Source organism: Nocardioides albus, assembly GCF_014648255.1.
GTDB classification, from domain to species: Bacteria; Actinomycetota; Actinomycetes; order Propionibacteriales; family Nocardioidaceae; genus Nocardioides; species Nocardioides albus.
The window spans coordinates 61269-74209 of the sequence record NZ_BMQT01000004.1; the positions used below are offsets into that span (position 1 = coordinate 61269).

The 12941-nt window shown below is 67.9% G+C and carries 10 protein-coding genes; 6 read left to right on the forward strand and 4 right to left on the reverse strand.

Going from position 1 to position 12941, the window contains the following annotated elements:
- Positions 1 to 49: 49 nt before the first annotated feature.
- From IEY84_RS09285 to trxA, 5 genes are all read left to right on the forward strand, one after another.
- The gene (locus tag IEY84_RS09285; protein ID WP_183542376.1) at positions 50 to 2242 is read left to right on the forward strand and encodes a DUF6049 family protein; all 2193 of its coding nucleotides are present in this window, start codon (positions 50 to 52) and stop codon (positions 2240 to 2242) included.
- Positions 2239 to 3876, forward strand: a complete 1638-nt coding sequence (gene murJ, locus IEY84_RS09290; RefSeq protein ID WP_183542378.1) for a murein biosynthesis integral membrane protein MurJ — start codon at positions 2239 to 2241, stop codon at positions 3874 to 3876. The genes IEY84_RS09285 and murJ overlap by 4 nt, the downstream gene beginning before the upstream one ends.
- Positions 3877 to 3932: 56 nt before the next feature.
- Positions 3933 to 5675, forward strand: coding sequence for a protein kinase family protein (locus tag IEY84_RS09295; protein WP_183542380.1), 1743 nt, complete (start codon positions 3933 to 3935; stop codon positions 5673 to 5675).
- Positions 5676 to 5765: 90 nt separating this feature from the next.
- Positions 5766 to 6740, forward strand: coding sequence for a thioredoxin-disulfide reductase (gene trxB, locus IEY84_RS09300; protein ID WP_183542382.1), 975 nt, complete (start codon positions 5766 to 5768; stop codon positions 6738 to 6740).
- 125 nt (positions 6741 to 6865) lie between these two features.
- On the forward strand, positions 6866 to 7195 hold the full coding sequence (gene trxA / locus IEY84_RS09305; RefSeq protein WP_292653202.1) for a thioredoxin: 330 nt from the start codon (positions 6866 to 6868) through the stop codon (positions 7193 to 7195).
- 193 nt (positions 7196 to 7388) lie between these two features.
- Here trxA and IEY84_RS09310 read toward each other — a convergent pair whose 3' ends face one another.
- Positions 7389 to 8045 carry a GNAT family N-acetyltransferase gene (locus IEY84_RS09310; protein WP_183542384.1) on the reverse strand — a complete coding sequence of 219 codons (657 nt, stop codon included), beginning with the start codon at positions 8043 to 8045 and terminating at the stop codon, positions 7389 to 7391.
- Positions 8046 to 8112: 67 nt separating this feature from the next.
- On the opposite strand from IEY84_RS09310, the gene IEY84_RS09315 reads away from it, so the two are divergent.
- A complete protein-coding gene (locus IEY84_RS09315; RefSeq protein WP_183542386.1) occupies positions 8113 to 9429 on the forward strand; it encodes an aminotransferase-like domain-containing protein in 1317 nt (438 codons plus the stop codon).
- A gap of 357 nt (positions 9430 to 9786) precedes the next feature.
- On the opposite strand, the gene IEY84_RS09320 is transcribed toward IEY84_RS09315, so the two are convergent.
- The 3 genes from IEY84_RS09320 to rsmG form a co-directional block, all read right to left on the reverse strand.
- Positions 9787 to 10827: a ParB/RepB/Spo0J family partition protein gene (locus IEY84_RS09320; protein WP_183542388.1), complete on the reverse strand. Its 1041-nt coding sequence runs from the start codon at positions 10825 to 10827 to the stop codon at positions 9787 to 9789.
- Positions 10828 to 10944: 117 nt separating this feature from the next.
- A complete protein-coding gene (locus tag IEY84_RS09325) occupies positions 10945 to 11751 on the reverse strand; it encodes a ParA family protein (RefSeq protein WP_183543338.1) in 807 nt (268 codons plus the stop codon).
- Between the two features lie 287 nt (positions 11752 to 12038).
- Complete coding sequence (gene rsmG / locus IEY84_RS09330; protein ID WP_229788529.1) at positions 12039 to 12776, reverse strand: 16S rRNA (guanine(527)-N(7))-methyltransferase RsmG; 738 nt, start codon at positions 12774 to 12776, stop codon at positions 12039 to 12041.
- Positions 12777 to 12941: the final 165 nt, after the last annotated feature.

The window sequence follows — 12941 nt, forward strand, 5'->3', positions numbered from 1 at the left end:
ACGCCGCAGTCTACGAGGACCGTACCCCCGGAAAGATATTCTCGAAGTCATGCCAGTCCGCCAGCACCAGGCGAGGCCGCCACGGCCGCGCGGACGAGTCGTCATCGCACTCGTCCTGACGCTGCTGGCACCCCTTCTGCTGACGCTGTCGGCTACCACGCTGGCCGCTCCGGCCCAGGCTGTGGACGAGGTCGAGGAGACCGACCCGCTGGCGGTGAGCATCGACCAGCTCGACACGGTCAGCCTCGACGGCCGCACCAAGGGCAGGATCACGGTGCGCGGCAAGGTCGCCAACACCACCGAGGAGGAGTGGGCCGGGGTCAACGTCTACCCGTTCATCGGCAACACGCCGATCACCACCTCCGAGGATCTTGCCGAGGCGGCCGAGCTGCCTGCAGACGCTCTGGTCGGCGAGCGGATCGTGGCCGAGGGGGCGTACGCCGAGATCCCCGACCTCGCACCTGGCGAGACCTACTCGTGGTCGCTCACGGTGCCGCGCAAGCTCCTGCCGGTCACCGAGGCCGGGGTCTACTGGTTCGGGGTCCACGCGCTGGGCGCCACCACGCCGAAGACCGCCGACGGTCGCGCGCGCACCTTCCTTCCGCTGGTCAAGGAGCCCAACAAGCCGGCCAAGGCCGAGAAGGTCTCGTTGGTCATGCCGCTGCGGCGCAGCGTGGTCTACGACGCCGACGGCAGCGTGAGCTACCTCCCCGGCTGGACTCGTGACCTCAGAGTGGGCGGGCGGCTCTACCGGATGCTTGAGACCGGCGCGGAGATGCCCGACCTGACCTGGGCCGTCGACCCGGCGTTGCTCGATGCCGTACGCAACCTCGCCGAAGGCAACCCGGCGCGCAACCTGGCGCCGACGGATGAGCCCGTCGAGGATCCTGAGGAGAGCGGCAGCCAGAGCGCTTCGCCCTCCGCGTCGGCACTGCTGCCGAGCCCTTCGGCCAGCGCCGACGCCGATGCCGAAGCACCGACCAGCGAGGAGGCCCAGGACGCGCAGGAGGCCGCGACGGCCTGGCTGAGCCGCCTCCAGAAGGCGCTCGCCGGCCACAACGTGCTCGCCCTTCCCTACGCCGACCCCGACCTGTCCGCGCTCGCCACCAGCGATCCCGACCTGCTGGCCAGCGCCCGCAAGCAGACGACCAAGGCGCTCGCCGAGCTCGGTATCAAGGCGACTTCCGCCGTCGCTCCGCCGACCGGCTACCTCGACCGCGCGGCGGTCAACCTGCTCGAGCCGGGTGCGGTCAACCTGGTCAGCGACAAGATGTTCCGCGGTGCCACGCCGGTCATCGCCGACCTCGACGGTCACGAGATGATCGTGACCTCCTCCGGGGCGGCCGCCGGCGGACCCGGGCCCAACGACCCCACCGATGCGATCTCGGTACGCCAGCGCCTCGTCGCCGAGGCAGCTCTGCTCCGCGGTTCCGGCAAACCGCTGGTGGCGCTCCTCCCCGACGGCTGGCAGCCTCCGCAGGACGCGGCCTCGTACGTCGCCCCCTGGACGAAGGCCGCCTGGATCTCGTCCTCGACGCTGCCCGAGGCGGTCGCCGGGCACAAGCCGACGTCGGTCACCGCCGAGAAGCTCCGCTACCCCCGCCGCGAGATGAGGGCCGAGATCTCGGCCGACCGGATCCGGACCGCCAACGAGCTCATCGGCGCGGGCGACATGCTGCAGCGCGTCCTGACGCACAACGACGAGGTCGCCGCCGACATCCTCAACGAGGCGCTGACCTCGACGTCCTATTCCGCCCGCCGGGGCTACACCGACGCGGCCGCCGATGCACTGACCTACGTCGGGGCCCAGCTGAGCTCGATCACCGTCAGCGTGCCTCCGAAGGTGATCCTCTCCAGTATGAAGGGCGGAGAGTTCCAGGTCACCCTGAGCAACGAGCTCGACGAACCGGTCACGGTGCGCCTGGACGCGATCACCGACGAGTCGCTGCGGGTCGCGACCTCCGAGCCCGTCCAGCTCGACGCCAACTCGAAGGCCAGCTTCAACCTCGCGGCGAGCATGCGCGACACCGGCACCCACACCGCCCTGATCGTGGTCACCGACACCAAGGGCAACCCGCTGGGCGGGCACGCCTCCGTACCCATCCGCCCCTCTCAGGTGAGCGGTGTGATCTGGTGGTTCGTCGGCACCGGCTGCGCGCTACTCTTCGCGGCGATCGCGGTCCGGCTCACCCGGCGCATCATGAAAGCCAAGAAAGCACGTACGTCTACGGGAGTGTTGTGACAGCCACCGAGCAGAAGTCCGGCGGAAGCTCGGTCCTGGCCAACAGCGCCGTGATGGCCGCGGGCACCGTGTTCTCCAGGGCCAGCGGGTTCATCCGCTCAGCGCTCCTGGTCGCGGCCCTGGGCTCCGGGTTCCACGCCGATGTCTTCAACATCGCCAACACCGTCCCCAACATGCTCTACATCCTGCTGGCGGGCGGCGTCTTCAACGCGGTGCTCGTGCCGCAGCTGGTGAAGGCGCAGAAGAACGACGCGGACGGCGGGACTGCCTACACCGACCGGATCATCACGCTGGCGGGTCTCTTCCTCGGCGTGGTCACCATCGTCCTGGTGCTGGGCGCTCCGTGGCTGATGCGGCTCTACCTCGGCGCCAACTGGTACGAACCCGAGAACGCCGCCCAGCTCGAGTCGGCCATCGACTTCGCCCGCTGGTGCCTGCCGCAGGTGTTCTTCTACGGCATGTTCGTGCTGGTCGGGCAGGTGCTCAACTCCCGCGGCAGCTTCGGACCGATGATGTGGGCGCCGATCGCGAACAACATCGTCGCCATCTCGACCCTGGTGCTCTACCTGGTCGTCTTCGGCCCCTCCAACGCCGGCGGCTACTCGCCCGGCGAGGAGATGCTGCTGGGCCTGGGCTCCACCCTCGGCATCGTGCTCCAGTTCCTGCTGCTCCTCCCGGTGCTGCACCGGACCGGCGTACGCTTCCGGCCGCGCTTCGACTTCCGCGGAGCGGGTCTGTCCCACACCGGGCGACTGGCCGTGTGGACGGTGCTCTTCGTGATCGTGAACCAGGTGGCATACACGATCGTGGTGAGGCTCGCCGGAAACGGGTCGGAAGCCGAGGGCACCGGCTACACGGTCTACTCCAACAGCTTCCTGGTCACCCAAGTGCCGCACTCGATCATCACCGTCTCCCTCGCGACTGCGATCCTGCCGCTGCTCTCGCGCTACGGCGCGGCCGGGGAGCTGCCCGAGCTGGGACGTACGCTCTCGCACCAGCTGCGCAACGCGCTCGCCATCGTGATCCCGATCGCTGCGCTGATCCCGGTGCTCTCCGAGGACATCGCGCACATCCTGTTCGGCTACGGCGCCGGCGCCGACGCGTTCAAGGAGTACGCCCCGACGCTCTCGGTCTTCGCGGTCGGACTGGTCTTCTTCACGATCCACTACCTGCTGCTGCGCGGCTTCTACTCGCTGGAGCAGAACCGCACCGTCTTCTTCATCCAGTGCGCCGTCGCCACGACCAACATCGTCGCCGCGCTGCTGCTGACCCGGGCCGTCTCCGCGGAGTACACCGCCCCGGCGCTGGCCGGCGCCTACTCGATCGCCTACCTGGTGGGCTCCGTCGTCTCGTACGTCGTCCTCAAGCGCACCCTCGGCGACCTGGACGGTCGCGGCCTGCTCGGTTTCCTCGCTCGGCTGGTGCTGGTGACGCTCGTCGCTGCCAGCGCCGCCTGGCTGCTGCGCACCGGTCTGGGCTGGATCAACGACGAGCCCACGATGATGCTGGCGCTGATCGGGGCCGCTATCGTCGGGGCGCTGCATCTCGGCATGCTGCTCCTCGGGGCGCAGGCTGCCCAGGTCAAGGAGCTGACCACGATGGTGCAACAGGTTGCCCGACGGTTGCGTCGCTGACCACCATCGGATCAGCCGCCGCACTGTCTGGCACGGTCTGAAAGAATGGTTCCGATATGGAGTTCACGCAATCAGGCGACGTCCTCGCCGGTAGATACCAGCTGACGGATCTGCTGAGCGAGTCCCGTGAGGGACGCTTCTGGCGCGCCCAGGATGCGGTGCTCGGCCGCCCGGTTGCGGTGCATGTCCTCGATGCCCGCGACGAGCGTGCGCCTCGGCTGATGGCCGCCGCCCGCAACTCCGCCGCCGTCGGTGACCCCCGGATGCTGCGGGTCCTCGATGCCGCCCAGACCGACGAGGTGGCGTACGTCGTCAACGAGTGGGGCGAGGGCTCGTCCCTGGAGAACGCGTTGGCCGCCGGTGGCCCGCTGCCGCCGCAGCAGGCCGCCTGGATCGCCGCCGAGGTCGCCGACCTGCTGGTCCTGGCCCATGATCAGGGCCACGCCCACGGCAGGCTCAACCCCGAGGCCGTGCTGCTCGACGATCTCGGCGCTGTGCGCGTCATCGGCTTCGGTGTCGACGCCGCGCTGCATGGGATCGACCCCGACACCCGTGACTCCCAGCGGCGTGACCGCGTCGACGCCGTCGGTGTCCTCTACGCCGCCCTGACCGGCAAGTGGGCCGGCGAGACGCTCTCCTCGATGCCTCCGGCGCCGCGTGACCACGGCCGCGTGCTGCGCCCCCGACAGGTACGCGCCGGCGTGCCGCGTCCCCTCGACGACCTGTGCGACCGCGTGCTGGGCAGCGGCGCGGACATGCCGCCGCTGACCGCGGCCGAGCTGCACTCCGCGCTCGCCGGCTTCTCCGGTGAGCCGACAGCGCCGCTCAACCGGCCCTCGGCCGTCAGCGAGGAGACCCAGGCGATGGCTCCGCCGACCCAGGCGTCGCCGGTCGAGGCACAGGCGGCGTCGAACGCCATCGGCGTGGCTCCCGATGCCGTACGCCCGCAGCGTCAGCGGCCGTCGTCCCCGCCGCCGATGCACGATCCGACGCCGTCGAAGCCGCTCTTCGCCGACGAGACACCGGGTTACGTGGCGCCGCAGCGCGCGCAGCAGGCCACTCCGGCCGCCCGGCGCCCGGTGGCCCCGGATGCCTCCTACAACGGCTGGCAGGGCCCGTGGACCGGCGCCAACGTGCCGATCGCCGAAGAGCCGGACTACGACCAGAAGCCCGGCACCAACTGGCTTCGCGTCGCGATGGTCGTGGGCCTGGTGGTCCTGGTGCTCATCGCCGGCTCGATCGCCTGGAACATCGTCAACGACGACCCCAACACGACGGCGGAGAGCCCGGGCACGAGCAACAACGGCGGCGACACCCCCGCTGAGGCCAAGCCGACCCCCATCAAGGGCATCACCGCCAAGGACCTCGACCCCCATGGCAACCCGCCCATCGAGTATCCCGATCTCGTCGGCGGCGTCGTCGACGGCAAGGACGATCCCGCCACCAACTGGCGCACCTCGACCTACAACGACCAGATCGGCGACGGCCCGCGCTCGCTCAAGCCGGGCATCGGCGTCGTGCTCAACCTCAAGGGCGACTATGCCGTCGACTCGCTGAAGTTCCGGATGGTGGGCGAGCCGACCGACATCAGCGTCTACGTCGGCGACTCACCGTGGACCGGTGATCCCAAGGGCGCCCCCGCAGCCAAGGGCAGCGTCGGCGCCGAGGGCGAGATCAAGCTCGACGGCGCTCCCGAGGGCAGCTACGTGCTCGTCTGGCTGACCGGTCTCCCGACCGGGGACGGCGGCTACCGCGCCGAGGTCAAGGAGATCGAGGTCCTCGGCGTTCCGCTTACCTGAGGCATGACGTCTCGGCGTTCAGGGTCCTGGAATGTACGTGGCCTACGATCTGTTGTGCAGTTCGCCAGCCACACCTGAGGAGCCTTCAAGATGCCGACCCCGTCGTCCCCGACCGACCCCCGCAACGTGATCGTCGTGGGCTCCGGCCCGTCGGGCTACACCGCAGCGGTCTACAGCGCCCGCGCCGGACTGCAGCCGCTCGTCTTCGAGGGGTCGGTGACCGCCGGCGGTGCCCTGATGAACACCACCGACGTGGAGAACTTCCCCGGCTTCCGTGACGGCATCATGGGCCCGGAGCTGATGGACAACATGCGTGCCCAGGCGGAGCGCTTCGGTGCCGAGCTCGAGCCCGACGACGTCATCGAGATGGACCTGACGGGTCCCGTGAAGGTCATCAAGACCGCGACCGACACCCACTACGCGAAGTCCGTCATCCTCGCGACCGGCTCGGGCTACAAGAAGCTCGACCTGCCCCGCGAGGACGAGCTCTCCGGCAAGGGCGTCTCCTGGTGCGCGACCTGCGACGGCTTCTTCTTCCGCCAGAAGCCCATCGTGGTGGTCGGCGGCGGCGACTCCGCCCTGGAAGAGGCGCTCTTCCTGACCCGCTTCGGCTCCTCGGTCACCCTGCTCGTACGCCGCGACGAGCTGCGCGCCTCCAAGATCATGCAGGAGCGCGCCTTCGCCGACCCGAAGCTCGAGATCGCCTGGAACTCCGTGGTCGAGTCCATCAACGGCGAGCTCTCCGTGGAGAGCATCACCGTCAAGGACACCAAGACCGGCGAGCTGCGTGACCTCGAGTGCAACGGCCTGTTCATCGCCATCGGCCACATCCCGCGGTCCGAGCTGCTCACCGGGCAGGTCGACCTCGATGACGACGGCTACGTCCTCACCAAGGACGGCACCACCGCCACCAACATCGAGGGCGTCTTCGCCGCCGGCGACCTGGTCGACCATGTCTACCGTCAGGCGATCACCGCTGCCGGCACCGGCTGCCAGGCCGCGCTCGACGCGGAGAAGTTCCTCGCTCACCAGGCCCACGCCGAGGCGGCTGCCGTCTCGGCCTGAACGCCGCGGCTACTCTGGTCGTCATCTCGACAAGCTCGATGACCGGGCGCCGGGAATGTGCGACACAGCCCCAGCGTTCTGACCACAGACTTCCTCAAATCGTCCCTACCAAGAAGGATCCCATCGTGGCTGACAACATGACCGCCGTGACCGACGCCGAGTTCGACGCAACGGTCCTGAAGTCCGACAAGCCGGTCCTGGTCGACTTCTGGGCCGAGTGGTGCGGCCCCTGCCGCCAGGTCTCCCCGATCCTCGAGGAGCTGGCCGGCGAGCACGGTGACAAGGTCACCTTCACCAAGATGAACGTCGACGAGAACCCGGTCACCCCCTCCACCTACCGCGTGACCGGCATCCCGACCATCAACGTCTACCAGGGCGGCGAGGTCGTGAAGTCCATCGTCGGCGCCAAGCCGAAGGCTGCGCTCCTCAAGGAGCTGCAGGAGTTTATCGGCTGACACCAGCTGTCACGCGATGGCGCGCCACCTGTCGGGTGGCGCGCCATCGTCATTTCGCCGAGACGTCAGGTACGTCGGGCGAGACGTCACTTGCGTCGGGCGAGACGTCACTTGTGGGGGTGGTCTCGACAGGCTCGACCACCGGGAGTGGAGGTGGTCTCGACAGGCTCGACCACCGTTTCACATGAAACATTCACTCGCCGTCGCGGTGCAGCTCGGTGGAGGCTGGGGAGGGATGGCTGCGCGGACGTACGACCTCTCGGAGCCGCTCCCACGCGGTCTCGAAGTCGTCGATCCAGGTGACGGTCTGTTTCAGGTCCATCCGCATCCGCGGCACGGTCGGATGCTCTCGATAGGTCTTGAAACCCACCCTGCTCAGGAAGTCCGCTGGCGCGGCACAGCGCCGGCCGTGGATGCCGCTCAACGGTCCCACGTCCCCGAAGGCTTCGATCGCCTTGAACTGGCCCCGCTGGACCAGGTCGCGGGCCATGCCCTGGACGAGCATCCGCCCGATCCCGCCGCCGGCGCGGCGCGGATCGATCCACACCGTGGTCATCAGGACGGCGTCGGACGAGACCGGTCCGGAGGGGAACGAGGCCACCCGCGGCACGAAGACCGGCGGCGCGTAAAGCACGAAACCCGCCGGCGTACCGTCGATCACGGCCACCCGCCCGCACGATCCCCATTCGCGGAGCACCTCGGAGATCCAGGCCTCCTTGACTTCGACCGTCTGCGCGGAGTCGACGCGGCGATGGCCGACCGGGTCGCGCTCCCAGAACAGGCAGGCACGGCACGGCGCCGGGACCTCGGCGAAGAGATCCAGCGTCAACGGAAGTACGCGACGTGCCATGTCTCACCCTTGATCCTGGGTTAAGGGTCTGTCACCAGCGTATGCGATCCTTCATGATGGTGACACCATGACTGATCTTCCCCAGCGCGCAACATCATCCCGCCTCGACCCGTACGCGGACCGCTATGCGGCGCGCACGGCAGGCATGACGGTCTCGGAGGTCCGGGCCCTCTTCGCCGTGGCAGCCCGACCCGAGGTGGTCTCGCTCGCCGGCGGCATGCCCAACATCTCCAGCCTTCCGCTGGACGTGGTCGGCGACTCGATCAAGGACCTGGTCATGACCCAAGGCCCGACCGCGCTGCAGTACGGCGGCGGCCAGGGCGACCCCAGGCTGCGCGAGCAGATCTGCGACGTCATGCGCCTGGAGGGCATCGAGGCCCACCCCGACGACGTCGTCGTGACCGTCGGTTCCCAGCAGGCCGTCGATCTGGTCACCCGGGTCTTCTGCGACCCCGGCGACGTGGTGATCTGCGAGGCCCCGTCGTACGTCGGTGCGCTCGGTGTCTTCAAGGGCTACCAGTGCGACATCGTGCACGCCGAGGTCGACTCCGAGGGGCTCATCCCCAGCGCGCTCGAGCAGGCAATCGTCTCCACCAAGGCCTCGGGCCACAAGGTGAAGTTCCTCTACACGATCCCCAACTTCCAGAACCCGACCGGCGTCACCATGACGCCCGCGCGCCGCACCGAGATCCTCGAGATCTGCCGGCGCCACGACATCCTGGTGCTCGAGGACAACCCGTACGGCCTTCTGGGCTTCGACGACGAGCCGCGTCCGGCGATGCGCGCCCAGGATCCTGGGGTCATCTACCTCGGCTCCTTCTCCAAGACATTCTCCCCCGGCCTGCGGGTCGGCTGGGCGCTGGCCCCCTCCGCGATCCGCGAGAAGCTGGTCCTCGCCCAGGAGTCGGCGACGCTCTGTCCGCCGCCGTTCAACCAGATGGCCGTCTCCGCGTATCTCTCCAACCACGACTGGCAGGGCCAGATCAAGCAGATGCGGGAGATGTACCGCGAGCGTCGCGACGCCATGCTCGACGCGCTCGAGGCCTACATGCCCGCGTCCTGCACGTGGACCAAGCCCGACGGTGGCTTCTTCGTCTGGCTGACCCTCCCCGCCGGCATCGACTGCAAGGCGATGCTGCCCCGCGCGGTCACCGCTCGAGTCGCGTTCGTCCCCGGCACCGGCTTCTTCGCCGACGGCTTCGGCGCCTCCTCGATGCGGATCTCCTACTGCTACCCCACCCCGGAGCGGATCCGGGAAGGCGTACGCCGCCTGGCGGGCGTCATCGAGGCCGAGATGGAGCTGCTGGAGACGTTCGGCGCGACCGGCCCCATCCCGGGCCTTCCCATCCGCGGCGCCGAGCACCCCTCGACGAACACGCAGTAGCGCATCCGGAGGTCGAGCTTGTCGAGGCCTCGCCCAAAGAGTCACCGCGAAACCGGGGATCGAGCTTTGCTCAGAGGCTCTCAGAGCAAGATCTGGACAACATCTGTCGCCATGAGCCACGGCTGACGAGCCTCTCAGTGGCTCTCAGAGAAGATTTTTGGCCATGTTGTTGGCCGACATCCCCGGAGATCGGGCTTTCGAGCTTGTCGATCCCTCGTCAGGAAGTCATCTCGACAAGCTCGATGACCAGGGAACCGTGTCGAGCTTGTCGAGACGCTCTGGCGCTGAGGCTCGTCTCGACAGGCTCGATCACCGCTTCACATCTATTTGTCGACAAAACGCTTTATCGCTTGATGTCTAAACTGATTCGTCAGCAGCCGGCGACATCAGTTCGACGATCCGACGCAGGTCGTCGAGCGTGGCGAACTCGACGGTGATCTTTCCCTTGGAGCGCCCCAGATCGACCTTGACGCGGGTATCGAAGCGGTCGGAGAGCCGGTCCGAGATCTCCTTGAGCCCAGGAGCACTCGGCTTGGCGCGCTTCACGCGCGGCGTGGCGAAGGCGTCGCCGTCAGGGTCGCCGAGGGCGACGATCTCCTCGAGGCCGCGTACGGAGATGCCCTCCGCCACCACCTTCTGCGCGAGCTTGTCCTGCTGCGCCTCGCCGTCGACTGCGAGCAGCGCACGTGCATGACCGGCCGAGAGCACACCAGCGGCGACACGGCGCTGCACGGAGGGCGACAGCTTCAGCAGCCGAATCGTGTTGGAGATCTGCGGCCGCGAACGGCCGATCCGCTGGGCGAGCTCATCGTGGGTGCACTCGAAGTCGTTGAGCAGCTGCTGGTAGGCGGCCGCCTCTTCCAACGGGTTGAGCTGGGAGCGGTGCAGGTTCTCCAGGAGCGCATCCCGGAGCATGTCGGTGTCGTCGGTCTCGCGGACGATCGCCGGGATGACTTCGAGGCCGGCCTGCTGAGTCGCGCGCCAGCGGCGCTCCCCCATGACCAGCTCGTAGGAGTCGGTGGCCACTTTCCGGACGACGATCGGCTGCAGAAGACCGATCTCGTTGATCGAATGGACCAGCTCGGCCATCGCATCCTCGTCGAAGACCTGACGAGGCTGCACATGGTTGGGGTGGATCTGCGTGACCGGCAGTTCCGCGAAATATGCACCGTCGACGGGCGCCAGATCCGAATTTTCGATCTGGCGGCCTTCCGCCGAGTCGGTGGACCTGGGGTCCACGGATGAGCCGGAAGTCGCTCCAGCGGAAAGGTCCGAATGACGGACGTCCGACTGGACAGGAGCACTGTCGGCCGACTCACTTCCGCCACTTGCCGGAGCGGTCGGAATCAGCGATCCCAGACCTCGTCCGAGACCACGTTTCGGCGGCTGTTTGCTCATCTCTGGATGTCCCCCATGTCAGTTCCATGCTGCTGATGGTGGTCTCGACAAGCTCGACCACCGGGATTCTTCATGTCAGTTTCTGTGCTGCTTTGTAGGTGATCTCGACGAGCTCGATCACCTCTGCTCGCCCTGTTTGGCGAGCTCCTTGGCGGCCTCGAGATAGCTCAGCGCACCGGGCGAGCCCGGGTCGTACGTCATCACCGTCTGCCCGAACGAGGGCGCCTCGGACACGCGCACCGCGCGGGGGATGAAGGTGCGCATGACCGTGTCGCCGAAGTGCTCGCGCACCTCCTCGGCGACCTGTGACGCGAGCCGGGTGCGGGCGTCGTACATCGTGATCAGCATCGAGGAGACCCGCAACGTCGGGTTCAGCGCGGCACGCACCATCTCGACGGTCCTGAGGAGCTGCCCGAGACCCTCCAGCGCGTAGTACTCCGCCTGGATCGGGATCATCACCTCGGTGCTCGCGACGAGTGCATTGACGGTGAGGAGGCCCAGCGAGGGCGGGCAGTCGATGAGGACGTAGTCCCATCGGTCCTCCGCGTCACCGACACGGGGCGACTTGGCCAGTGCCTCCTTGAGTCGCTGCTCACGACCGTCTTCCTCGACGAGCTCGACCTCGGCTCCGGCCAGATCGATGGTCGCCGGCACGAGGTCGAGACCGGCGAGCTTCGGTACCGGCACGACGACGTCGTCGAGCGATGCGCCCTCGACCAGGACCTCGTACGTCCCCGGTGTGCCCTGATAGTGATCGACGTCGAACGCGGTGCAGGCGTTGCCCTGCGGGTCGAGGTCGATGACCAGAACCTTCTGACCGAGCTGGGCCAGAGCAGCGGCGATGTTCACCGTGGAGGTGGTCTTGCCGACGCCGCCCTTCTGATTGGCGGAGACGATCACCCGCGTGCTCGCCGGGCGCGGCATCGGTGGCCGGTTGCTCGCCGCCCCGCGAGCCAGGAGCGTGTGCTCGGCGGCAGCGGCCAGCGGCGTCGCTTCGGTGGTGAAGTCGTTCTCGAGAGATGCGATGTCACCGGCCGTACGGAGCCTGATCGACACCGGCTCGTCGGTTTCACGTGAAACGGCGTTCTGTGAGCTCTCGTCGTCGTACGGCATTTTCCTCATCCTCTGTCGTCGCTGGTCGCCGGTCATCGAGCTTGTCGAGATGACGCTTCCCGTACGGAATCATGTGGTCTCGACAAGCTCGACCACCCTTAGCGGCGGCGCTTCTTCCGGGGTCCGCCCTTGGACCTCTTCTGACCGCCCTTCGGGACCGGCGGCCAATCTACCCGTGCGGGATCCGACCAAACCACCCGAACCGCGACAGTTGTCGTCTCCAAAACGTCTACACCGAGCTCGGAGACGGTCGGCGGCGCACATCCCCACTTCTTCAGCGTCGGGCCGGCTTCATCGATCTCCGCCTCGACGCTCGACCCCTTCATCGCGATGAGCGACCCCGTGGGAACAACCAGCGGCATCGACCAGTCGAGCAGCTTGTCCAGGCCGGCGACCGCTCGGGACGTCACCACGTCGAAGCCGAGCGCGCCGTGGAAAGCATCCGCTCTCCCCCGCAGCACCGTGACGTTCTCGAGCCTGAGGTCTTCGGCCACCTCTTCGAGGAAGGTCGTACGCCGCAGCAGCGGCTCGATCAGCGTGATCTGAAGGTCCGGGCGGGCGATCGCGAGGACCAGACCCGGCAGCCCCGCTCCGGAGCCGATGTCGGCCAGGGCGATGCCCTCGGGGATCACCTCCCCCAGCACAGCACAGTTCAGGATGTGCCGATCCCACAGTCGCGGGACCTCTCGAGGCCCGATCAGGCCGCGTACGACCCCCGCATCGGCCAGCCAGGCGGCGTACCTCTCCGCGAGCTCCAGCCGATCGGCCGGAAAGACCTTCTCCGCCCGAGGGTCGAGCTCGCCCAGACCACCCACGTCCCCACGTTCCTCGCTCACACCCAAACTGTTTCACGTGAAACGCACAAGCAAGAACTCCCGATGGTCGATCCCGTCGAGACCCGCACCTGCAACCGGGTCATCTCGACAAGCTCGATGACCGGTTCTCGAGCCGTCGTCGAGACCAGACCCCCATGTCACCCGAACAAGCCCGATCCCGGTGGT